The 25,771-nt window shown below is 35.4% G+C and carries 18 protein-coding genes and 2 tRNA genes; 6 read left to right on the top strand and 14 right to left on the bottom strand.

Going from position 1 to position 25,771, the window contains the following annotated elements; all coding sequences use genetic code 11:
- Nucleotides 1-48: 48 nt before the first annotated feature.
- Nucleotides 49-1,731, top strand: a complete 1,683-nt coding sequence (locus A0F92_RS04040; protein WP_068241941.1) for a DNA polymerase/3'-5' exonuclease PolX — start codon at nt 49-51, stop codon at nt 1,729-1,731.
- Here the strand turns inward: A0F92_RS04040 and A0F92_RS04045 are convergent.
- Nucleotides 1,728-5,489 carry a sensor histidine kinase gene (locus tag A0F92_RS04045; RefSeq protein WP_167516794.1) on the bottom strand — a complete coding sequence of 1,254 codons (3,762 nt, stop codon included), beginning with the start codon at nt 5,487-5,489 and terminating at the stop codon, nt 1,728-1,730. The genes A0F92_RS04040 and A0F92_RS04045 overlap by 4 nt on opposite strands.
- Nucleotides 5,486-6,265: a nucleoside triphosphate pyrophosphohydrolase gene (gene mazG, locus A0F92_RS04050; protein ID WP_068242015.1), complete on the bottom strand. Its 780-nt coding sequence runs from the start codon at nt 6,263-6,265 to the stop codon at nt 5,486-5,488. Before mazG ends, A0F92_RS04045 begins: the two co-directional genes overlap by 4 nt.
- Nucleotides 6,266-6,436: 171 nt before the next feature.
- On the opposite strand from mazG, the gene A0F92_RS04055 reads away from it, so the two are divergent.
- Complete coding sequence (locus tag A0F92_RS04055; protein WP_167516795.1) at nt 6,437-7,267, top strand: hypothetical protein; 831 nt, start codon at nt 6,437-6,439, stop codon at nt 7,265-7,267.
- Between the two features lie 61 nt (nt 7,268-7,328).
- Here the strand turns inward: A0F92_RS04055 and A0F92_RS04060 are convergent.
- From A0F92_RS04060 to A0F92_RS04080, 5 genes are all read right to left on the bottom strand, one after another.
- Nucleotides 7,329-7,414, bottom strand: a tRNA-Leu gene (locus A0F92_RS04060).
- 44 nt (nt 7,415-7,458) lie between these two features.
- Nucleotides 7,459-7,531: transfer RNA gene (locus A0F92_RS04065), tRNA-Gly, on the bottom strand.
- 80 nt (nt 7,532-7,611) lie between these two features.
- Nucleotides 7,612-7,815 carry a hypothetical protein gene (locus A0F92_RS04070; RefSeq protein WP_068241947.1) on the bottom strand — a complete coding sequence of 68 codons (204 nt, stop codon included), beginning with the start codon at nt 7,813-7,815 and terminating at the stop codon, nt 7,612-7,614.
- Between the two features lie 41 nt (nt 7,816-7,856).
- Nucleotides 7,857-8,885: a glycosyltransferase family 2 protein gene (locus tag A0F92_RS04075; protein WP_394330962.1), complete on the bottom strand. Its 1,029-nt coding sequence runs from the start codon at nt 8,883-8,885 to the stop codon at nt 7,857-7,859.
- Between the two features lie 116 nt (nt 8,886-9,001).
- Complete coding sequence (locus A0F92_RS04080; protein WP_068241950.1) at nt 9,002-10,630, bottom strand: ABC-F family ATP-binding cassette domain-containing protein; 1,629 nt, start codon at nt 10,628-10,630, stop codon at nt 9,002-9,004.
- A 151-nt stretch (nt 10,631-10,781) separates the two neighbouring features.
- Between A0F92_RS04080 and A0F92_RS04085 the strand changes: the two genes are divergently transcribed.
- Nucleotides 10,782-11,945 (top strand): sensor histidine kinase, encoded by a 1,164-nt coding sequence (locus tag A0F92_RS04085; RefSeq protein WP_068241952.1) that lies wholly within the window; start codon nt 10,782-10,784, stop codon nt 11,943-11,945.
- Nucleotides 11,946-12,052: 107 nt separating this feature from the next.
- Here A0F92_RS04085 and A0F92_RS04090 read toward each other — a convergent pair whose 3' ends face one another.
- The 3 genes from A0F92_RS04090 to glgB all read right to left on the bottom strand — a co-directional run bounded on the left by A0F92_RS04090 (nt 12,053) and on the right by glgB (nt 15,326).
- Nucleotides 12,053-12,637 (bottom strand): phosphatase PAP2 family protein, encoded by a 585-nt coding sequence (locus A0F92_RS04090; protein ID WP_068241954.1) that lies wholly within the window; start codon nt 12,635-12,637, stop codon nt 12,053-12,055.
- A 2-nt stretch (nt 12,638-12,639) separates the two neighbouring features.
- On the bottom strand, nt 12,640-13,170 hold the full coding sequence (locus A0F92_RS04095; RefSeq protein ID WP_068241956.1) for a phosphatase PAP2 family protein: 531 nt from the start codon (nt 13,168-13,170) through the stop codon (nt 12,640-12,642).
- A gap of 131 nt (nt 13,171-13,301) precedes the next feature.
- Entirely contained in the window at nt 13,302-15,326 is a 2,025-nt protein-coding gene (gene glgB / locus A0F92_RS04100; RefSeq protein ID WP_253810128.1) for a 1,4-alpha-glucan branching protein GlgB, read from the bottom strand.
- A gap of 112 nt (nt 15,327-15,438) precedes the next feature.
- Here glgB and A0F92_RS04105 point away from each other — a divergent pair, with 112 nt between their 5' ends.
- Entirely contained in the window at nt 15,439-18,201 is a 2,763-nt protein-coding gene (locus A0F92_RS04105) for an outer membrane beta-barrel family protein (RefSeq protein ID WP_068241957.1), read from the top strand.
- A gap of 63 nt (nt 18,202-18,264) precedes the next feature.
- Complete coding sequence (locus A0F92_RS04110) at nt 18,265-19,005, top strand: GLPGLI family protein (protein WP_167516796.1); 741 nt, start codon at nt 18,265-18,267, stop codon at nt 19,003-19,005.
- Between the two features lie 54 nt (nt 19,006-19,059).
- On the opposite strand, the gene A0F92_RS04115 is transcribed toward A0F92_RS04110, so the two are convergent.
- The 4 genes from A0F92_RS04115 to A0F92_RS04130 all read right to left on the bottom strand — a co-directional run bounded on the left by A0F92_RS04115 (nt 19,060) and on the right by A0F92_RS04130 (nt 25,147).
- On the bottom strand, nt 19,060-20,919 hold the full coding sequence (locus tag A0F92_RS04115) for a glycoside hydrolase family 13 protein (RefSeq protein ID WP_068241958.1): 1,860 nt from the start codon (nt 20,917-20,919) through the stop codon (nt 19,060-19,062).
- 21 nt (nt 20,920-20,940) lie between these two features.
- Nucleotides 20,941-22,299, bottom strand: a complete 1,359-nt coding sequence (locus A0F92_RS04120; protein ID WP_068241970.1) for an SLC45 family MFS transporter — start codon at nt 22,297-22,299, stop codon at nt 20,941-20,943.
- A 93-nt stretch (nt 22,300-22,392) separates the two neighbouring features.
- Complete coding sequence (locus A0F92_RS04125) at nt 22,393-23,676, bottom strand: glucose-1-phosphate adenylyltransferase (protein ID WP_068241972.1); 1,284 nt, start codon at nt 23,674-23,676, stop codon at nt 22,393-22,395.
- Between the two features lie 55 nt (nt 23,677-23,731).
- Complete coding sequence (locus A0F92_RS04130; RefSeq protein WP_068241974.1) at nt 23,732-25,147, bottom strand: glycogen synthase; 1,416 nt, start codon at nt 25,145-25,147, stop codon at nt 23,732-23,734.
- A 147-nt stretch (nt 25,148-25,294) separates the two neighbouring features.
- On the opposite strand from A0F92_RS04130, the gene A0F92_RS04135 reads away from it, so the two are divergent.
- Nucleotides 25,295-25,771 (top strand): MFS transporter (locus A0F92_RS04135; RefSeq protein ID WP_394330963.1); only part of this gene is annotated, 477 nt, incomplete at its 3' end.

Below are 25,771 nucleotides of genomic sequence, written 5' to 3' on the forward strand. Positions count from 1 at the left end.
CGGGACTTTTTTTATTACATTTATCACTCATTTTTAACTACTCAGTTCATGTTAGACAACTATGCCATAGCAGATAATTTTACCTTACTCTCTAAATTAATTGACATACACGGAGAAAACAGTTTCAAATCAAAATCGTACGCCAATGCAGCTTTTGTAATAGAAAAATTACCCGAACAACTCTCTCAATTACCTGCCAATAAAATATTCAATATTAAAGGTATTGGTGAAGCCATTGGTAATAAAATTCAGGAACAATTAACAACTGGATCATTACAAATTTTACAGGAATATATTCAAAAAACACCGCCCGGCATTATTGAAATGCTGCAAATAAAAGGATTGGGACCAAAAAAAATTAACAGCATCTGGAAAAATTTAGAAATAGAAACTATTGGTGAATTGTTGTATGCATGCAACGAAAACAGACTAACCTTATTAAAAGGCTTTGGCGCAAAAACGCAGGAAAGTATTAAAGAAAACATCAATTATTATTTAAATAATCTGGGTAATTTTTTGTATCAACAAGTTGAAACTTATATTCAGGCTTATCATCAAAAATTAACTAAAGTATTTCCAGAAGATTCATTTGTACTAACCGGCGCTTTCAAACGGCAATTAGAAACCATTGATGCCGCAGAATGGGTTACTACAACAAAACCCGATGCCTTAAAAAATTTTTTTGTAACAAACCAATATACCATTGAGGTTGACACACCCGATAAATTAATATTTAAAGGAACCGAAAATATAAAATTAATTTTTTATTTAACTTCTAAGCAACAACTCACCTACCATTATTTTATTACCAGTTGCAGTAATGAATTTTTAGTGGAATGGAGAAAACAATTTGTATGGAAAGATGACAAATACTATGAAAATGAAAATGAAATATTTGAAGCAGCCGGTATTGCAGTAATACCAGTTTATCAAAGAGAACTTCCGGAAATTATCCAACAATATAAAACCACAAAAATTGCAACACCTATACAGATCAATGACATTAAAGGTATTATACACAGCCATAGCAATTGGAGTGATGGGCAACATACCATTGAGCAGATAGCCATTGCTGCCAAAGAAAAAGGGTATGAATATTTGGTAATTAGCGACCACTCAAAATCTGCATTTTATGCCAATGGATTACAGGAAGAACGTGTTCGGGCGCAACACGCAGCCATTGATGTTTTAAATCAATCATTAGCACCATTTAAAATTTTTAAAAGTATTGAAAGCGATATCCTGAATGATGGATCATTGGATTATTCAGATGACATTCTGCAACTTTTTGATATTGTAATTGCATCCATTCATTCTAATTTAAAAATGACGGAAGAAAAAGCAATGAGCCGTTTATTGAAGGCCATTGAAAACCCATACACCAGTATTTTAGGGCATTTAACGGGCAGGTTATTATTAAGCAGAAAGGGGTATCCGGTGAATCATGCTGCCATTATAGATGCCTGTGCGAAGCACCAGGTAGCCATTGAATTAAATGCACACCCCAGACGATTGGATATTGATTGGAGGTACATAGATGCAGCGTTGCAAAAAAACGTTTTGATATCAATTGATCCTGATGCGCATGCAATTGAAGGTTTTGATGATTGTAAATATGGGGTATTGGTTGCACAAAAAGCCGGATTAACTCATGCACAGAATCTAAGTAGTTTTTCTTTAGCACAGTTTGAAAGTTTTATTGCACAACAACACAAAAAAAGAAATGGCTAATCTGTTGCTGCATGAATAGGAATTTGAACATAAAACGTAGTACCAATGCCTTGTTTGGTTACAAACCAAATTTTACCATTTGCTTTTTCTACAATACCTCTGCAAATAGCCAGGCCTAATCCGGTACCGGATGATTTTGTGGTAAAGTTTGGAGAAAATATTTTCCCGATAAACTCATCCGGAATTCCGGAACCATTATCAGTTACAGAAATTAAAATATGGTTGGCAACATTTGCCTGATACACGTGCACCGTTGGGTTGGAGACACCTTCTACTGCTTCAAATGCGTTTTTGATAAGGTTAGTAAACAATCGTTGTATTTGCGTTTTATCGGCATACAACTCATAATTACCCATTTCTTTTTTCCATGAAATTTTTACATAGTTATCTGCACTATGTAATTGCACCAAACTGCGCAACACATCTGAAACATCAAATTTTTCTAATTGTACATTACCAATATTTGCAAATTGTGAAAAATCGCCGGCAATTTTAGATAACTGATCAATTTGTTCAATTAAAGTTTGCGTAACCCGATTGGTTAAACTATTCAGTTGCACCGGATCGTGTTGTTTATCGCTAATGGCATTTTGCAAAAACTGAATACTTAGTTTCATGGGGGTTAAAGGATTTTTGATTTCATGTGCAACCTGCCTTGCCATTTCACGCCATGCTCCCTCCCGTTCACTCTTAGCCAATGCATCGGCACTTTCCTCTAACTGGTGCACCATTCTGTTATATTCCTGAATTAAAACGCCTAATTCATCTTGCTTTTTCCAGGTTATCTCTTCATTCTTTTTCCCAAGCGATATAGCCTTCATTTTATCAGCAATCAATGAAAAAGAGGCAGTTATTCTATTCGTAATTAAAAATGCAATGGCTCCGGCTACTAAAAATATAAATGCATTCAAATTAATCAGTGTAGCTAAAAAACCGGAGATTTCCTGCTTCAATTCAGCTTGTGAATTTAAGTATGGTATATTTAAATAAGCATAGGTATTGCCCTGTTCATCAATAATGGGAGTATACACACTTAAAAAATTGAGGGTGCCAATATGCTCATCTTGTTCAAATCGAGATTTTTTTAGATGATGCAATTCATAATAAGCAAGTGGATTCATTTTGCTGTTTAATAAATGCTTATTGTATATGTAAGGTTGTGTAGATGCTTTTAAATTTCCTGCAGCATCATAATAATTTATATCTACATTATGCATTTCCGCAATGTCAATAATCTTTTTTTCACGCACACCACCGGTAGTAAAATCATTCACGCCCACACCATCATCAAACACCATTTCAGCATTTATTTTATTTTGAATTTCAGTACCGATGAGCTGTACCGATTTAAACAGTTTATCCTCTTTATTTTTATTAAAACGGTTTATAAAAAATGAAATGGTGGCAGCACCTATTACAATGAATGAAAACAGGCTAATAGAAATAATGGTAAGGTTGATTTGAGAACGAATATCGAAAACAAATGATGTTTTAATTTCCTTCCAGCTAAACCTTTTTAACAACAGAAACTGAACGGTATTTAATAAAAATATTAATAATAAAAATGAACAAAACAGGTAGGCAAATAGTGTGAGTGATTCTAATATCCATTCATTTTTCCGAACAATGAGTACCTGCCTGCCATTTTCGGCATTATACCATAATTCATTATAACCATTTTTATTGATTACATTAAACTGCGCCAAACTATTCATTTGTTTATTGACCTGTATAGGAAAACTGTAATCATTATAACTACTCACTATTTTTCCATTGTTGTACACTGCATAGGCATAATTTCCATTTAATTCATTGGAAAAATCATCTATTTGTGTAAACAATTCCGGATATAATGCTTCACTGGCAAATTTTTTGGGAATCACAATTACGAAGAAATAACCAAGCACATTATTTTCAGATGATTTAATATCTTTTTCAAAAAGATAGCCTAACCGATTGCCATTTGTAGTGTAAGTATACAAACCCGGAATAGAAGTAGGTTTTGCCCTGCGCAATACAATGGTGCGGATGGTTGCATAGTTGGTTGAATCATCATTATACAATGGATGGAATAAACTATCGTAAGTATAGATGTGTGTTTCATATTTATTTAAATAGCCAGAGAAATTACTACTGATAAGACTATCTTTTAAATACTTATTGGTAAAATCAGAATCTAACCGATCAAAATTTTGTAATAAAAACCGGTCATCAAAATTGGTCATGGCAATATTCAACAAATTTTCTCCGGATGGATCGGCCTGCGATGCTAATTTTTCTGCAATACGTTTTCTTTGCTCTAATTCAACCAGTTTATTTTGATACATGACCATAGCTGCAACCGATGCAGCAAAAAACATTACCCAAAAAATAAAGAATGTAGTGTGATACAATGGTCTGTCAATATCATGTTGCCGGTAATAGAAAATAATAAAAAAAACCAATAACCAGGCTAATACTGCAATATTGGTAATGGTAGATGATCCCCCAATTTTTATACTTGCATATAATAAACCCTCTACTGCTGTAATAAACAATTGAATATTCAGTGGAATTTTTCTGGCATACACCCTTCCTAATAATAATTGAGCAACAGAAAAAAATGAAAGCGTAAGTAAACATAAAATGGCAAAACTAACTACGGTATATATATCCAGACTAAAGAAGTTTGCTACATCAAATGAAATTTTAGAATCAAGTACCAGACTTTTAATAATACCTGCAAACAGAAAGCAAATAGCACCCAGAACAATGATTTGCACATATGCAACTATGGTTATAACAGTTTCAGAAAAATGAAGTTTTAACTGTAGGTGCAAATTGTTCTTGTAAAAATTAATCAGCCAGAATAATATCACTACATTAATTAATAAATCGCCTAATGAGGGATGGATGGCATTGGATGCATAGATAGCCGGATCAAAAAGCGGTAATTGAGAAAAATTAAAGGGAAAAGGAAGATAGTAACTGAGTATTCTCAATACCAAAACGGTAACTGATAAAATTATAAAACCCAGTAAATCTTTTTGATTGCCAGCCAATTCAATAGCAATAGCGTTTAAAAAAAATAATAAGAGTATGATACTCAGGGTTCGTAAAATAATGGTGGTAGTATTATATGGAGAAAAAGTTTTACCCGGCTGCAATCGAATTCCACAAAGTGCTTCACCATCCAATCCCTGAATTGGATATCCATCCTGTACACTGCATATTTCATATAATTTTCCCAAACCTTGAAAACCATCAAAATCAGGTTGTAAATATTTGTTCTGTATAAAATAGGCATGGTATATTGGAATTAAACCAACCACCATTATTTTTTTGCCACCTAAAAAAATGTGTTTCTTAATTAATTCAAAATAACCGTTTTGATAGTTTACAAAATGAATGGTATTTGGATGATACAAATCTGCATCATCTACATAGTATTGGTTGGTATTCCAATAGCTTAAAATTGCATGGTTTAAATCATTAAACGTGTAGATAAAAAAACCAAAATTTTGGTTCAGTGGTTTAGATTCAGAGGGCAATAAAACACTATCACTCAATAATCCACTTAATAATACTTTATCAGAAGATAATTGTATAAATGAATTTTCCCTATGCGATAAATATTGTTGAATTTTTGTTTGAACTTTTACCGGAGAAGTATAATAGGTAAAATAATTAGATAATATAAATGAAAAGGTAAACAACCATGCAGCTATAATCATCAAATAGCCATGCCGGTATGCTGCATGTTTAATTATCTTAATCAAGATGGTTCATTTTTAATTTGCGCTTTAACCTGATTCCACAGCACATCCATTTCAGCCAGACTTAAATCAGCAAGATTTTGCCCTTGTTCAGTTGCAATTTTTTCCATACCCTTAAATCTTCGTATAAATTTTTTATTGGTTTTTCCCAGTGCTGTTTCCGGATCAACGTTCAAAAATCGTGCAAAATTTACCAGACTAAATAATACATCTCCAAATTCTTCTTCAATATGTTTTGCATCATTTAAAGCAACAGCCTCTAGTAATTCATTGGTTTCTTCTGTTACCTTATCCCAAACTTCCTCTTTCTGCTGCCACTCAAACCCTACCTGCTTTACTTTTTCCTGTATTCGGGTAGCTTTTATTAATGCGGGCATAGCTGCCGGAATACCAGAAAGTACACTTGTTTTACCTTCCTGTAATTTAATTTGTTCCCAATTTTTTTTCACATCTTCAGCATTTTGGGCAACAATATTGCCATAAACATGCGGATGGCGATGTATTAGTTTTTCACAAATCTTTTCAATTACATCCTGTATACTAAATTCATTTATTTCACTTGCAATTTTTGAATAAAAAACAATATGCAACAGAAGATCGCCCAATTCTTCTTTGATAGACTTCCAATCGCCGGTATCTATTGCATCTGCCAATTCATAGGTTTCTTCAATGGTCATTGGTTTTAAAGATTGAAGTGTTTGTTTTTTATCCCATGGACATTTTTCTCGCAGTTCATCCATGATGGTTACCAATCTTTGTAAATCAACATTATCTGCCATAAATTTGTTTTTATTATCAAGCATACCGCACTAAAAAACTATATCAAACAAGTACACAGGAACATGTTTACGGTTCATTAAAAGTACACAACAAATTGGTTATAAGCGTGCATAGTTTTGCATTTTTTTGAGTTTGTATAATATAGATATACATTTGATATAAAAACATTCATGCATTACTTCAGTTTGATTATACTATTCATGAGCTGCCAGTGGGTACATGCACAATATTATTATAACGATATTATAGCTGCCAAACAAAGTATCCAAAACTATATACACATCAAAGACCAAAAAATTAAAAGTATAGATGTACAAAGCTTTGATGAAAATAATGAGCCGGCCAAAGGGTTTGCTTTACAACAATTATTTACAAATAATTGGAATAAAATGATACTCAGTACACAAAATGCTACCGGAGAAAAATCTACGCTTATCACCTATTATAAAAACAATTTGGTGAACAATACGATTGAACGTACCAACCACATTGAAACAAGTACCAACTATACTTATGATGCAAAAAATAATATAACCGAAATTTTATCTGTTACAAAAGACAGTGCCTATCATTACCAAAATACAGAAAAACATATCTGGCATTATTTATCTGGTGGTGCACCGGCAGATATGATTAAAATTAAAAATAATTTAGATACTACTTTTGTTTATTTTACTTATGATGAGCATGGCAATGTAGCAGAGGAGAAATGGATTAGAATGGGAAGATTAATAGAAACATATTATTACTATTATAACGATATGCACTTGCTGACAGATATTGTTCGTTTTAACAGAAATGCCAGAAAATTATTGCCGGATTATTTGTTTGAATACAATTCAATGCGACAGTTAAGCAGTATGACACAGATTTCTCCAAACAATAATAGTTATTTGGTATGGAATTACAGTTACAATAGTGCAGGTTTAAAAGAAGAGGATATTTGCAGAAACAAAGAAAACCAATTGGTAGCGCGATTTAAATACGTGTATCACCAATAAATTTTAGAAGCATTGCAGCAATAAAAAAAGTCGGGATAGAAATTATCACCGACTTTTTTTGTGCCCCAGGCGGGACTTGAACCCGCACGGCCGTTGCTGACCACAGGATTTTAAGTCCTGCGTGTCTACCAGTTCCACCACCAGGGCTTCCAAAAAAAATTCCATCCAAAAAACGATGGAATATTTTTCAGAGCGGAAGACCGGGCTCGAACCGGCCACCCCAACCTTGGCAAGGTTGTGCTCTACCAAATGAGCTACTTCCGCTTTTTATTTTTGTAAGAACTAATTTATTGGGAGTGCAAATTTAGGTATCTAATGTTCCCAACAAAATTTTTTTGTAAAAATTATTTGTATTCGGGTGTATATTTTGTGCTACCCTGAATTTCTACATCCGGTTTACCTTTGTAACGTTTTTGGTACAATTTATAACAACCTCCTAAAAAGAAGGCTACAATACAAAATACCTGCAGGTAAAATAAAAATCTGGAAGTACTTACCCAATTGCGGGTAACATCTTTCTTGGCGTTTTCATTCATTTCTTGTGACATAGTGTTTCAATTGCTGTGCAAAAATAAGGTACCTGATTAAATTATGAGCGCTTCTTTTCAACAATTTCTGCAAAGATTTTTTTGTGTTTAACAAAATACTGCCATACTATACTGCCCGAATATACACCTTGCAATGACGTCAATGGTTTTTTTAATTGCTTTTGTGCTTTTATGTTATGTAAATGCCTAAGTACATACCAATGAGCCTGAGCAACAGCAATAAAAAATGCTGAATTGCCATTCAGCAAACTTTTCCATGCAGATAATGCATCTAAAAAAAAGCGGAGTGTTAATTTCCAGTATTTTTCTTTTGGTGGTAAATGCATTACCAACATCATTAAATTATTGCGAAAGTTTAAATAAATTTTTCTACCACCCTTTTGCAAAGTACCTGCCCCAACATGATATACTACACTGTCTGGGCATGCAAAAATTTTATACCCTGCCAGTTGTATGCGCCAACATAATTCAATTTCTTCCTGATGTGCAAAAAATGAGTCGGTAAAACCATTTAAAGCATGAAACACTTTGCTTTTAATAAACAATGCAGCACCACTTGCCCAGAATATAGGTGTAACGGTGTTGTATTGACCGGCATCGGTTTCCATATTATCAAAAACCCTACCCCTTGCAAATGGATATCCTAAAGCATCCATCCATCCACCACAAGCACCTGCATATTCAAATTGTTCTGGTGCATGATAAGATAACAGTTTGGGCTGGCAGGCTGCAATCGTATCATCTGCTTCCATTAATGCAATAACCGGTTCAATCCATTGCGGTGTAACCGATACATCTGAGTTTAATAAAATATAATATGCAGCATCAATTTGGCATAAAGCCCAGTTGTAACCTCCCGCAAAACCATCGTTTTGTTGATTCATCAAAATTTCAACCTGCGGAAAATTTGCTTGTACAATTGAGATAGAATGATCTGTAGAAGCATTATCGGCAACAATAATCCTTTTGTTGGGATAGGTAGAAGCCAATACAGAAGGCAGGAACTGCTGCAAATAATGTGCACCATTATAATTGAGAATTACTACTGCTACTGTTGGAAAATTTTCCAAAACATTCATTTTACGAAAATAAGACGAGTTTTATAACATCCTAAATGTTTTCTGCAAAAGTACCTGTAACAATAGCAATGCGCAGTTCCTACCATCTTTCATGCACACAGTTCATTTTACAATTTATACAATTGTTCCCTTAGTTCGTGAATACGTGCATCTTCCATATAATCATCAAATGTGGTAAGGCGGTCAATAATACCATTGGGCGTTAACTCAATTACTCTGTTAGCAACAGTTTGCATAAAAGTATGGTCGTGCGATGTAATGAATACAATTCCCGGAAAATTCTGACAACCTTCATTAAAGCTCTGAATACTTTCCAAATCAAGATGATTGGTAGGCTGATCTAAAATGATGAGATTCGGATTTTGCAACATCATTCTACTAATCATACACCTCACTTTTTCACCACCACTTAAAACATTCGTTTTCTTCATAATGTCATCTCCGCTGAATAACATTTTTCCTAAAAATCCCCTTAAAAAAGGTTCATCCGCATCGGTAATATGCGGCGGTACAAATTGGCGCAACCAATCCATTAATGTAAGCCCGTCTTCAAAAAATTCACTATTTTCTAATGGCAGATAAGCTTTGGTTATGGTGGTACCCCACTCATATTTGCCGGTATCCGGCTTCAAATGGTCATTAATTATTTCGAAGAATCGGGTTACTGCCATAGGATTTCTGCTGAAAAAAGCAATTTTATCGCCCTTGTTTACAGTAAAATTCACTTTTGAAAAAAGCAGATTATCATCAATTTTCGCAGAAAGGTTTTCAACATTTAATATTTGATTACCCACTTCGCGTAAGGGCTGAAAAATAATACCTGGATATTTACGGTTGGAAGGTTCAATTTCTTCAATGGTTAATTTTTCTAATGCTTTTTTTCGTGCAGTAGCCTGTTTACTTTTACTGGCATTGGCCGAAAAGCGGGCAATAAAATCGAGCAGCGCAGCACGTTTTTCTTCTACTTTTTTATTCTTATCACTCATCTGGCGAAGCATTAACTGCGAAGATTCGTACCAGAAAGTGTAATTACCGGTAAACACTTTAATCTTAGCGCGGTCTACATCAGCAACATGGGTACAAACTGCATCTAAAAAGTGCCGGTCGTGACTAACAACCAAAACAATATTTTCATAATCAGCTAAAAAATTTTCCAACCAGCCAATTGTTTCAATATCTAACCCGTTGGTAGGCTCATCTAATAACAAAATATCCGGGTTACCAAATAGTGCCTGTGCCAATAAAACCCGTAATTTATAAGTACCTGGAATATCTTTCATTAAACTTTGGTGTATATTTTCACTAACACCAAGGCTACTTAAAAGACTTCCTGCATTGCTTTCGGCCTCATAACCGCCCATTTCACCAAATTCGGCTTCCAATTCACCGGCCTTCATGCCATCTTCTTCCGTAAAATCTTCTTTAGCATAAAGGGCATCCCGTTCATGCATTACATCCCACAAACGTTTGTATCCCATTAACACTGTTTCAAGAACCGTATTATTATCGAATGCAAACTGGTTTTGGTTTAAAACAGCCATCCGCTCACCCGGAGTAATATCAACGGTTCCCTTATTCGGTTCTATTTCGCCACTTAAAATTTTAAGAAAAGTTGATTTTCCAGCGCCATTTGCGCCAATTACACCATAACAATTTCCTTTAACAAAATTTACATTTACTTCATCAAATAAAACACGCTTACCATAAGCCAGTGTAATGTTTCTAACACTAATCATTCTTTTTAGGGTTTTACAGGCTGCAAAACTAAGGGTTAAGCCGTTAATTCGTTAATTTAGGTTGTTTGACGCGTTATTACCGGAAAAACAACGCTATGCAGGCAAATTACAAATATGCTAATTTTCCCTATTTTTAATACGTATTTGCTTTATGATTCAATACTGGCTAAACTGGAAATCGCTTATTGCCCTTATTGCCCTTTTAATTATTAGTGGTACTATTTTCTATTCCAATTACTTAGCCAATAAAATTAAACAGGAAGAGCAAATTAAAATTGAGCAATGGGCCGAAGCGGTTAAAAGCAATGCTTCTAACCTTATAACGGACACCAATTTAAGTAGCCGAATATTAGCCGAAAACAGTCAGGATATTCCCATTATTGTTGTTACAGAAAAAGGCGTTTTATTGGATAGTAGAAATTTAGATTCCATTCAACTCAAAAATCCGGCTTATTTGCACAAAAAAATCAATGCATTTAAAGCATTGCATCCACCTATTGAATGGAAAAACCCGTTAGATTCCACACAAAAAAATATTGTTTACTATGGCGAATCGCATTTATTGAACGAGGTAAGATATTACCCCATTGTACAATTGATGATTGTGGGATTGTTCCTTGTATTTTTAATTGTAGCGCAAAGAACGGCCTTTCAGAACAACCAAAATCAGTTATGGATTGGCATGGCCAAAGAAACTGCACACCAATTGGGTACGCCGGTAAGCAGTTTGCAAGGCTGGATTGAAATGCTGAAAGAAATACCCGGCACAGATAAAATAGTGAACGAAATTGATAAAGATGCGAACAGGCTGCTTTTAATTACAGACCGCTTTGGAAAAATTGGCAGCATACCTGCATTAGAACCTACCGATTTAGTGTTGAAAATTGAGCAGATGGTTGATTATATCAAAAAACGCTCTGGCGGACAAATACAATTTGAAATGATTACATCTGAAGCGCCTGTAATCACCCATATATCGCCTGCTTTATTTGATTGGACAATTGAAAACCTGCTAAAAAATGCGCTGGATGCTATGGAAGGAAAAGGAAAAATTACCATTCACTTAAAAACAGTACATGAACAGGTTTTGATTGACGTGAGTGATACCGGAAAAGGTATTAGCAGAAAAAATTTACCTGCTGTTTTTAAGCCTGGATTTACTACCAAAAAAAGAGGATGGGGACTTGGTTTAACCCTAACCAAACGAATTATTGAACAATACCATCAGGGCAAAATTTTTGTTTTAAACAGTCAGCCGGGTAAAGGTACCACTTTTCGTATTGTTTTGCCCAAACACACCGGTACCTGTATCTGATGCTTTTTTGTGTAAAAAGCTTTATAATTTATTATTTGTTTTTATTCTGAATATACCATAAGTACCGGTATGAATTTCAGAAATTGCCGGGGTTAATTTCTATTGAATTAAACCATTGGTGTAGTTGTAAAATAACGTTTTTCAATCCATAAATACAATCGGGAAATAATAAAACCATTGGCTACGGCTATGAATATGGGAACTACCACATCGCTGGGATAGTGTACACCTAAATATACCCGGCTGTACGATACCAATGCAGCCCATAAAAACAGGATGAGTGTAAGTTTAGGCATTTGTTTTTTTATTGAAAAGAAAAAATAAAAAGCCAGTGAAAATGTATTGGCTGCATGTGAGGAAACAAAACCATACATACCACCTCTGTAATTATTTACATAATGCAACAAATATTCTAATCCCGGTTCATGGCTGGGCCTGAAACGGTGAAATATGGGTTTGAAAACAGAAGATGCCATTTGATCGCTGATAGTGAGCAATACTGCCACTAGTAATACAAAAGGTATGGCCTTTTTCTTCAATTTTAAAATGATGAGCAACAATAGCAATACATAAAATGGTAACCAGGAGTATTGCCCGCTACACCAGTACATAAACCCATCAAAAAAAGCATTATGGTGTCCATTTACGAATAACAATATTTTCCGGTCTAATTGTTCCAAATATTCTAACATAACTAATATTTAAATTGCGCTTTGTAACGAGGTACCGCATATTTTAAAACAAGCGGAGCAGCAGCACCAATTATAATGCCACCTAAAACATCGGTGGGATAATGTACACCCAGTGCCATTCTGGAATAACCCACCAACATTGCCCAAATTAAAACAGGAATGGTGTATTGCCATTTATGATACACCACAATAATACTGACACAAATTACAAAAGCATCGGTTGTATGACCCGAGGGAAAAGAAGGGCTTCCTCCGGCCGTTAACTTTTCAATAAAAGGATACACCTTAAAAGGCCTGGTTCGGTTAATGGAAAATTTTAAAATAGTGGAAACAATTTCAGCCAGCAACATTGCAAACAAAATAAACCAAGCTCTGAATTGAATGAATTTATTTTTTTGCCGATAGCCAACAATCAGCATAATAACAGGAACTGCTATTGCAAATACATAAGCAGTGTTCGTAATAAAATGTATGAAGGGATCGAGCTGTACAATACGATGATGGTTGAGCCAGTTTAATAATTCAATATCCATATAAAAAATTGCCGGATGTGTAAAGTTGCACCTTATTAAAAGCCGGAAAAATACTTATTTAATTTTCAATTCACTGCACAAATCCTGTTAAAAAACGATTGAATTGATTGCTTTTGAGGAACCATTCAAGGTTATTTTAACACAATAGCCGAAAGCGCAGGTAAATGTAGTTTTATCCGATACCATTCTTCTTCTATATACACTTTTTCGCCTGCAATACTTGTATTTTGTACATCGCCGGTGCCATAAAATGCTTTATTATCACTATTAAAAATTTCTTTCCATGCTTGTTTGCCATATACATGTACTTCCCAGTTATGATGCACCACCGGCGTCATATTGAGTAGAATCAGCAAATCATCAGCAGCCTTTTTCCCTTTTCGTTTAAAAGCCATGATACATTCTGATCTGTGATTTAAATCAACCCACTCAAACCCTTCATCTGAAAATTGTAATTCATACAAGGCAGGTTCAGTTTTGTATAATTGATTGAGCTGCTGTACACATTTTTGCAAACCCAGATGTGGTGCATATTGTAACAATTCCCATTGCAATTCACTTTTATAGTTCCATTCATTGGTTACGCCAAATTCATTGCCCATAAATAATAATTTTGCACCGGGATGGGTAAACATGTATGCATAGAGTACTCTTAGGTTGGCAAATTTTTGCCATTCATCGCCCGGCATTTTATAAATCATGGGGCTTTTACCATGCACCACTTCATCATGACTGAGGGGCAGCATAAAATTTTCATCATAAAAATACATCATACTGAATGTAAACTTGTCCTGAAGTGCAGAACGAAAAATAGGGTCTACTTTAAAATAATCTAAGGTATCGTGCATCCATCCCATCATCCATTTCATTCCAAATCCCAACCCCCCTTCAAAGGTTGGTTTGCTGATTTTTGGCCAGTCTGTTGCCTCTTCGGCAATGGTTTGAATATCAGGAAAATCACGATACAATGTTTCATTTAAATCTTTTACAAAGGCAATGGCTTCTATATTACCATTTCCTCCAAATTCATTGGGTTCCCATTGACCTTCGTTTCTACTGTAATCCAATCGAAGAATGGAACTTACCGCATCCACACGTAAGCCATCTGCATGAAATGCATCACACCAAAAACGGGCATTACTAATCAAAAAACTTTTTACTTCACCACGTTTGTAATTAAAGATATAGGAGCTCCAATCGGGATGATAACCTTTGCGCATGTCTGCGTACTCATAGGTATGCGTTCCATCAAACATAAACAGACCATGTGCATCATAAGGAAAATGAGAAGGTACCCAATCTAAAAAAACACCAATACCTGCCTGATGCAATGCATCAATTAAATGGGCAAACTCCTGCGGGTTGCCAAAGCGTGAAGTAGGTGCAAAATAACCGGTACCCTGATACCCCCAGCTTCCATCAAATGGATGTTCCATAACAGGCATAAACTCAACATGTGTAAATCCCATTTCTTTTAAATACGGCACCAAACGTTCTGCAATTTGATTGTATGAATTGTACAGTTCTTCATTGTATTTATCCGGACGCATCCAACTGGCCAAATGCATTTCATATACAGATATGGGTGCAGCTAAACTGTTTTTTTCTTTTCTGTTTTTCATCCATTCGGCATCCCCCCAGTTATAATCGGTTTGCCAGGCAATAGATGCTGTAAATGGCCTTTTTTCCCAATAATGCGCAAACGGATCTCCTTTATCTAATGCTAAACTCTGGTAACCAATGATGTGGTATTTATAGGCTTCGCCCGCTTCCACATGTGGTATAAACCCCTCCCAAATACCAGAATGATCTAACCGTACCATTAAAGGATGCGCTGTTTTATCCCACTGATTAAAATATCCAATTACACTAACATACGTTGCATTAGGTGCCCAAACAGCAAAATAAGTACCCTTTGTACCGGATACTTCAATTTGTTTATTGCCAAATAAATGATATAAACAATAATGTGTTCCCTGTTGAAAATTGACAATATCATCTTCTGTAAAAAGTGAATAATTCCACACTGAACGCTGTGTATCAATGAATTGAACCGTTTCATAAGGTGGCATTAATCCGGCTTTTAAAGCTGCAATACCAACCAAATTTTGGTTACTGCCTCCATTTTTAATATTTTTTTTTGTAGAATTAGACATATTACTTATTTTGTCGAATATTAAAAATAACTAACCTTTGTTTAATCTGCGTATTCCGGACTACAATTTATGCTTTTAAAATGAATTGAAGTTATTAACATGAACAGTGCTTATGAGAAAATTTTTGCCAATATCCATTTTGCTATTTATTTCATTACATTCGGCTGCACAAACCATCCGTATTAAAGGAACTATTTCCGATACTACTGCACATATCCCATTATCCAATGCAGTTGTTGCAGTTTTAAGAGCCAATGATTCTGTTTTACTGCATTTTACCCGTACACATAAAAATGGAAGCTTTGAAATGAATGCAATACCTGCCGTAAAAAGTATTGTAATGGTGTCGTATCCAAATTATGCAGATTTTATTGATACACTGTTTATAAAACCGGGACAAACCCTTATTGATTTAGGCAATATTTATTTAGAAACAAAAGCCCATTTACTGCAGGAAGTAATTGTGCAACAACGGGTTGCTGCCATAAAAATAAAAGGTGATACTACCGAATTTAAGGCAGATAGTTTTCATACCGGCCCCAACGCGAATGTACAAGATCTTTTAAAACGATTACCCGGCATTCAGGTAAATGCCAAGGGTGAAATAACGGCACAAGGTGAACGGGTTAGAAAAGTATTGGTGGATGGGGAAGAATTTTTTAGTGATGACCCTGCAGTTGTAACACAAAATTTAAGAGCAGATTATGTAGATAAAGTGCAGGTTTACGATAAAAAAAGTGATCAAGCCGTTTTTTCGGGTATTGATGATGGAGAAAAAACCAAAACCATTAATTTAACTTTAAAAGAAGATAAAAAGAAAGGCTATTTTGGAAAAGTAGAAGCCGGAAGCGATGCCACGCAATATCATTATGAAAAAGCCATGGTGAACTCCTTTCAAAAGAAACGAAAATTTGCAGCTTATGTTACCAATGATAACACACGTTACGAATCATTAAACTGGAATGAAAAAAGTAATTATGGTAATGATTTAAACAGAACTACCGATGTGCAGGATGATGGCAGTATTTGGATTAGCCAAACAAATGATGAATTTAGCAACGGCTCCGGCTTGCCTAATTCAACCACTGCAGGTGCTACTTATGGAAATAAATGGAATGAAGACAAACAAAACATTAATGGCACTTATCAGTTCAATCATTTAAATATCATTGGCCAAACCAATTCCATTACACAGTATATTTTACCCGATACTACATTTATTAATAAAGTACAACAAAATGCCAACAACACCCGACAAAGGCATCGGATGAATGCCGTGTATGAATGGCAGATAGATTCAACCAGTTCATTAAAAGTTACTTTAACTGGTTCGCAAATAAAAAGAAACGACATTAATCTATATACCGGCCAATCCATTAGTCAGGAAAGACAAATCATTAACCAAACCGACAGAACTACTACTTTGGATGGAACAGAAAATAATTTTTTAAGTAATTTTTTCTGGCGAAAAAAATTAAAAAAAGCAGGCAGAACCATTTCATTCAATGGCAATTTGAATTTTTCGGACAGAAACAATACCGGATACCTGATTGCACAAAACAGCTTTTATGACAAAACCGGTTTTTTATCAACGGCACAAAACATTGATCAGTATAAAACCAACAATGAAAATCTTTCCGGGGTAGATGGTAAATTGGTGTACACAGAACCATTATGGAAAAAAACATTTTTAGAACTCAATTATCGTTTTGGCTTTTCAGGTAATGATGCGCAAAGAAACACCTTTGCAAAAGATAGTATTAACGGGAAATATGATATTGGTGTTGATTCGCTGACCAATCATTTTAAATACAACATCAATAGTCAGTCTGGCGGCGCCACTTTCCGGTACAATGCAAAGAAATTTAATTTTTCTGCAGGTTCCGGTATAGGTATAACTACATTCAATTTAAATGATGTATTGCAAAATACCCATCGTACTATTCAGTTCACCAATTTTTTGCCCACAGCGGCCATCAACTTTACTCCTAAAGCACAAAGAAAAATCAGCTTAACCTATACGGGTTCTACCCGAAACCCTACCCTGATTCAAATTCAGCCATTCGTTGACAATACCGATCCTTTAAATATTAATATTGGCAACCCCAATTTAAAACAGGAATTCAATCATCGCTTTCAATTATCAGTATCAGATTTTAAAGTTTTAAAAAGCAGAAATATTTACATTAGTGGAAATTTTAATTTAATAAACAATGCCATCAGCTCATCAAGTGTGGTAGATAGTTCAGGCCGAAGAGTGAATCAGGCGGTAAATGTAAACGGAAACTATAGTGGCAATATTTTTATGTTCTATAGTTTTGAAATAGTACCTACCTGGATTGCCGGATTCAGCAGTACACCGGGCATAAATCGGTATATCAATTTTATTAACGGTGAAAAAAATATTAACGACAACCGAAATATAAATATTGGTGTTTATTTTGGCAGATGGAGCGATAAGAAAGTAAATTTTTATGTAAATGCCGATTTTACCAGAAACTATTCCCGTTCATCCATCAGCCCTAACATTATTACCCGTTACTGGACATACACACCATACATTAACTTCACTGCCAAACTACCGGCTAAGTTATATTTTGAAGCAAACAGTAATATCACCATCTATGAAAAAACAAGTGTGTTTACCGGCAATGCAGATGTGTATCTGGTAAACGCATCCCTCAAAAAAACATTTACCAAAAATGATAACTGGGAGTTAAAATTCTCGGTGAATGATTTATTGAATCAAAACAAAGGCATTAACAGAAATATCAGCAGCAATTTTATTGCACAAACCACCCAACAAACCATTCAACGATATTTTTTGCTGAGTCTTGCTTATAATTTTAATAAAAACGGTAAACCCGCTCAGTAAAAAAAATATAGGTTGCATCAACTGTATTGAATCAACATTAAAAATAACCAGACGAAAATATTTATGAAAAACATCCTTTCTTTTTTTATACTCCTGCTATTGGCAATACAGGTATCTGCACAAGCCAATTTTATATATGCAGGAAAAGTATATTATGAAAAACGGGTAAACCAATACCAGCTATTAGATATGGATAATGATAATGAATGGGCACAGCTGATGAAAAAAAATATGCCTAAAATAGTGGTGAATGATTATGTACTAAACTTTAATAAAAATTATAGCCTATTCCAACTCATCAAAGAAAATGATGATACCAAATATATTTTTGGCATGAAGCCCTCTGAGAATGATAAGATATGGAAAGATTTATCCAAAAACAGAATAGATATGCAGCGCGATGTTTTTGAACAGACCTATTTTTTACAAGATACACTACGACAATTAGAATGGCGTATTACCGGCGAAACCAGAGATATTGCCGGATTTGAATGTAAAAAAGCGGTTACTAAAATTTGCGATTCAGTATATGTTGTTGCATTTTATACCGATCAAATTCCGGTGAGCAGTGGCCCGGAAAGTTTTAGCGGATTACCAGGTTTAATTTTAGGCTTAGCCGTACCCCGATTGTATACTACCTGGTTTGCCACTAAATTAGAATTAACTGAACCTGCTGGCAGTATTGCTGCACCTAAATTAAAAGGTAAAATAACCAATTGGCTGAACCTGCAAAAGGATCTGAATAAAGGGATGAGTGACTGGGGAAAATCGGGCCCTAAATATGTTTGGAATGCGTTATTATAAAATTGCCCGCAAGCAATTTTTGCTTTCGGGCAATGATTGGAAAAAAATCATGAATTATTTTTTCAATTCAATAACCATCAAAGTTTTTGGCATTACTTCAAAATTACTTTCAACAGTACTACCATTTGTTACATCAATCCCTTTTGTAAAACCCGCCGTGCGTTCCGCATAATTACTGAATTCTATTTTTTGAGATTTTTCATTGGTATTCATTACACACATAATGGTTTGGTTGGGTGTATATCTGAAGTACACATATAACCCATCTTTCGGCACATATTGCATTAACTTACCTGATGTTATTGCAGGTGATGTTTTCCTGAAATTTGCCAGCGTTCTGGTATATTGCTGTACCTCTAATTCATCTTTTGAAAGTCCTTCTCCGGTAAATGCATTCTTCTTATCTCCTTTCCATCCACCCGGGAAATCTAAACGCACCCATCCATCCGGATTGGTAAATCCTTTCATGAGTACTTCAGTACCATAATACATTTCCGGTATTCCCCGGCAGGTTAACAACCAGGCAATACCCATTTTTTGTTTGGCAACATCTTCTTTCACTTCTGAAAAAAAACGGGACAAATCATGATTGTCTAAAAAAATCACATTCCGCATGGGGTTTGTATATAAAAAATCTTTTGCCAGTGTGCTGTACAATCGGTTTACACCTTCCGTCCAGCCAAAAGGCTGATTCACTGCGGGTAAAATACCATCAAAAAGGATTTGAAAATCAGTTGCACCCTGTAAATTACTTTTAAAAGGTATTTGAATTTTATTATCAACAAAATAGGCCTGACTGGATACCCCATGCACCCATGTTTCGCCAAACATGGTAATTTTTGGAAATTCTTTTTCCAAAACTGCATTACAACGGTTCATGAAATTTAAATCATTATAAATGTAAGTGTCAATCCGCCAGCCATCAACGCCAAATTTTTCAACACTCCAAATGGCATGTTGAATTAAGAAATTGGCTACATAAGGATTGTTTTGATTTAAATCGGGCATTTTTTCTGTAAACCATCCATCGCTGGTAATTTTTTTATCGATAGCAGCTGCATAAGGATCGTATAATGGTTGATCTTTATACGATGTTTGGATAAATTTTGGCCATTGATGAAACCAGTCTTTACTTGGTGGATCTAAGAAAAAAATATTTTTACTTCCAACGTGGTTATATACTGCATCCTGAATCAATTTCATACCTCGTTTGTGTAGTTCATCACTCAGTTTAAGGTACATTTTTTCTCCACCTAATCTGGGTTCTATTTTATAATGATTGGTAAAAGCATAACCATGCTCGGTTCTGTTAGGTTCATCATTTTCAATAACCGGTGTAAGCCATAATGCAGTTACTCCTATATTTTTTAAATAATCCAAATGGTTGATGATTCCCTGAAAGTCGCCGCCATGCCTTAAATAAATAGAATCGCGGTTTAAAGATTGGTCGCGCATGCCGGGAACACGATCGTTGGTTGTATCTCCATTACTAAACCGATCAGGCATAGCCAGATAAATAAAATCGGAAGCGTTTACACCTTGCGCAAATAGTGTACCGTTACCATCTCTTCTACTGTATAATGGCCATTCAATGGTTTGTTTTGAATTACCCGCCCAAAAAACAATGGGTACCATACCGGGTTTAGCGGCTTCGGTAATATTAATATCTACAGCTACATATGTTTTATTGTCTAACGGATGTACTTTTAACATCTGAACTCCCGGATAATTGATCTGAATTTGATTGATTGCAATGGCATCGGGTGTAGCACTTTTAATAAGCAATTGAATTTGATGGTTTTGCATACCCACCCACCAGTTGGTTGGATAAACAGTTGCCTTTTGTGCATAGAACGCTGATGGTAACCATAAAAAAAAGAAACAGATTAACAACCTTACACTTTTTTTAAACATAATTAAAGCATTTTAAACGTATTAAGAATTGGGTGTTTTAATAACCATTTTTGCGAAGATGCCGGCGAGTATCATGGAAACACCCGCTAACCCAATTACATGAATGGGTTTTTCACCCAATGCAGTAAGTGCCAGCCCACCTAATAAACCGGCTGTAATTTGAGGTACTGTAATGGTAATATTAAAAATTCCCATATAAACACCGGTTTGTTTTGCAGGTAATGATGAGGATAAAATTGCATAAGGCAGCGCTAATATAGCAGCCCACGCAATACCTACACCCACCATAGGCAATAATAGCCAATACTTATCGGTAATGAACATCATGGATATTAATCCAATTCCTCCGGCTATTAGAGAAAGCATGTAGGTATTTTTTCTGCCGAAACGATTGGCCAAAGGTGTTAGCACAAGTGAGTACAAGGCAGCAAAAACACTATAAGCAGCAAAAATTACACCTGTCCAGTTTCCGGCTTCATTATATTCTTTCGATTCAGGATTGGTTGTTTGCCAAATATGTTGAGCAATACCTTGTGTTGTATATACCCACATTAAAAAAAGCGAAAACCAGGAAAAGAATTGCGTTACAGCCAATTGCAGCATGGTAGTCGGAATGTTCTTAATTAAGGTTAGAAAACTAACTTTTTCTTTGTTTTCCTTTTCATCAATATTGTTGTATTGTGCATATTCTGCCGGAGGATACTCTTTTGTTCTAAGTGCTGTCCATAACACACTAAACAACAAAGCACCACCTCCAAAATAAAACGACCATATAACAGTTGGAGCAACACGCTGCCCTGGGCCGGGTTCATTGGCAACACCTAAAGAAGTTAATATGAAGGGAAGTAAAGATCCAATAACCGCACCTGCATTAATTAAAAAACTTTGGATGGCATAACCTTGGTTACGTTGACTTTCAGAAACCATATCGCTTACCAATGCCCTAAAAGGTTGCATGGTTACATTGAAAGAGGTATCCATTAATAATAACATAGTGGCACCAAAAAAAAGCGGTGGTAATAATTCGGCAAAATGCTCAGAATTTGGCATAAAAAACATGGCTAATGCTGAAACAATAGCGCCACCTAAAATAAATGGTATTCGTCTGCCCAATCGAGTCCAGGTTTTATCGCTTGATAAGCCAACAATAGGTTGCACAAAAAAACCTGCCAAGGGGGCGGCTAACCAAAACAAACTTAAATGGTGCGGATCGGCACCAATAGCAGAAAGTATGCGGCTGGTATTGGCATTTTGTAGCGAATAGCCAATTTGCACACCTAAAAATCCGAAACTGATATTCCAGATTTGCCAAAAACGCAATTTGGGTTTGTTTTGTTTGGCAGCAGTAAAGGAGGAAGCAGGGGGCTGGGCATTTGACATGACAATCGTTTAAATTAATATGTATTTTTTACACAAACATAAAAATAGCAAAAAAAACATCTTTTGGCCAAAAGATGTTTTTCAAACATAGTATTATATTACAAAACCATCGGGTAAAATGGCACCTTTTTTTACCACTACAATACCATCTTTAATAGTATATAAAGGATGATCAGTATTGTCCAGATGGGTGCCACCATTAATTCGCACATCATTGCCAATCCGACAATTTTTATCGATGATGGCATTTTTAATATAACACCTTTCCCCAATACCAATTTTCGGAATGCCTTTACTCACATTTTCGGCCATTACTTCTAAGGTTTCATAATAATCATTTCCCATAATGTAGGCATTAACGATAGTTGAACCATACCCAATTCTTGCACGAATACCCACTACACATTTTTCCATTCTGCTGGCCAAAATAATAGACCCATCAGAAATGATGGTTTTCTCTAAAGTAGTGCCACTGATTTTTGCAGGCGGTAACATCCGCGCTCTCGTATAAATAATCCTGTTATTGTCGAATAAATTAAACAACGGAATTTCTTCTGTAAGTGCCAAATTTGCTTCAAAGAACGAATAAATATTTCCGATATCTGTCCAGTATCCTTCATACTGAAAACTCAATACATTATATTTTCCAATAGATTGCGGCATAATTTCCTTACCAAAATCTGTGGCTTCGGGGTACACTTCTTTCAGCAAATTGTACAATACCTGCTTATTAAAAATATAAATACCCATTGAGGCTAGATAAACACGCCCCTGTTGTTGCATCTCTGCCCCTGTATCACTAATCCATTCGCCCAGTAATTCCGGTTTCGGCTTTTCTATAAATGCTGTAATGCAGTGCGATTTATCTGTTTTCATGATACCAAATTCTGAGGCTTCTCTGGCATGTACCGGTATGGTTGCAATAGAAATATCGGCTTCTTTGGCTTTGTGCGCTTCAATCATGGCATCAAAATCCATTTGGTATAATTGATCACCACTTAAAATTAATATGTAATCAAATTCTAAATTATCAATATGTCGGAGCGATTGGCGTACCGCATCGGCTGTACCCTGAAACCAACCCGGATTATCGGGTGTTTGTTCTGCAGCCAGTATATCTACAAACCCTGTACTGAATGCACTAAAATGATAGGTATTTTTAATGTGTTTATTTAAAGATGCTGAATTAAACTGTGTTAATACAAACATCCGGTTGATATTGGAATTTATACAATTACTAATGGGTATATCTACCAACCTGTATTTTCCTGCAATAGGTACTGCTGGTTTTGAACGGGATGCAGTGAGTGGATATAATCGTGTACCTGCACCGCCTCCTAAAATAACGGCTACCACAGATTGACTAAGCGTTGACATAAAATTCAATATTTAAGGTTAGATGAATGTATATAAAATTGAGTATTCTAAAACATTACAAAACAGATTGGTATACCATAATGTATTCATGCACAGTTTTATCCCAACTATGATCAATATTCATCATTGTTTTGCGCATCAACGACAGTTGCGCTTTATCCTGATACACGCCTAAAGCACGGCTTAAAGAATAATAAATATCGTGAATACTGGCATGATTAAAACGAATACCAAATCCTTCCCAGTCGCCCATATCAGTTACAGTATCTTGCAAACCACCAGTGCTGCGTACCATTGGAACCGTACCATACCGCATAGCATACATTTGGTTTAAACCGCAGGGCTCTACCCGGCTTGGCATAAGTAAAAAATCGCCACCCGCATACATTTCATGCGATAAAGCTTCATTATAGCCAATTACTGCATGATAATATCCCGGATATAAATTGTTCATCATACTCAACTGCCACTCAAGTCCTGTATCGCCGGTACCGACAATTAAAAATGCAACGGTTTCTTTCATGCCATGTAAAATAACTTTTATGCTTTCGGGTAAAATATCAGCAGCTTTCTCGCTTACTAATCTTCCAATAAAAATTACCAAAGGCACGTTTTCATTTAAACCAAATTGTTTACAAAGAGACTGTTTGTTTTTTTCTTTCCCTTTGTCAACCGTTTTTACTGTATAATGATGTTTTAAATAGGTATCAGTTTCGGGATTCCAAACATCATTATCAATACCATTTAAAATGCCGATACATTTTCCCTTTTCGTATTCAAACAAGGCTTCCAAGCCGTTACTATTATATTTTAATTCATTTAAATAGCTCCAACTAACGGTGGTTACTTTCCATGCGCATTTTATGCCACTTGCCAATGGGTTGATGGTATTATTCCAATCTAAATCACCCCATTTCCAACTATCATAAGCAGGTAACCAATGGCTTTTGTCCCACCCCATCCAACCCTGGTATTGTGCATTATGAATGGTAAGTATAGTAGGCACTGATTGGAGTTTTCGATAATCAAAACAATTTTTAACCATAAAAGGAATAAGCCCGGTATGATGGTCGTGGCAATGGATAATATCGGGCCGGTGTTCCCAGGAACTCAACCAGTTTAAAATGGCAATTTGAAAGGCGAGATAACGGTAACTGTCATCATCATAACCATAAATTTTATCTCGATCTAATAAACCATTGATGTCAACTAAATATAAATCAAAACCTAATTTATGGGTAGCTTCCTTTATAATGGTGTAATTATAATAATGTCCGCCAATGGCTAAATATCCTTTTGCATCAACCTCCCAGCTGTTTTCATATAAGAATTTGGTACGGTGCATGGGCATTACCACTTTGGCATGATGCCCGGCTTTATTTTGATATTTTGGCAATGCCCCAACCACATCACCCAATCCACCAGCCTTTGCAACGGGATAGCATTCTGCACTTACATGAATTATTTCCATAGCAATCAATTAATTATCTGCTTGAAGTTAAGAATGAAATAGATACTAATGCATATTTTCAATTAATTTTTTAAGGATTACAAAATGTATCTTACTTTACAGCCATAATTAACAACCAATTTTTTAAAACCTTATTTAACGATTGTTATGAACCAACCTGACGCTCCAAAAATTAAAACAAATGGAAGTGCCTTGGCCTCATTGGCATTGGTATTTTTTTTCTGGGGATTTATTGCTGCCTCTAACAGCATTTTTATTCCTTTTTGTAAAAGTCATTTTCATCTTTCTCAATTTGAATCACAACTAATTGGTTCATCATTTTATGGCGCTTATTTTATTGGCTCATTGTTGTTGTACCTTATCTCCAGCATGGTGGGATACGATATCTTAAACAAGATTGGATATAAAAAAGGCATTATTTACGGACTACTCATTTCGGTTGTAGGTGCATTGGCCATTATACCTTCTGCCAATGCTAACTCCTTTCCTGCTATATTGGTTTCTTTCTTTGTAGTAGCATTGGGATTTTCATTACAACAAACTGCAGCACAGCCCTTTGCCATAGCATTGGGCGATCCTGCAACGGGGTCGCACCGCTTAAATCTTACCGGCGGAGTTAACTCT

Source organism: Hydrotalea flava, assembly GCF_001623405.1.
GTDB lineage: Bacteria > Bacteroidota > Bacteroidia > Chitinophagales > Chitinophagaceae > Hydrotalea > Hydrotalea flava.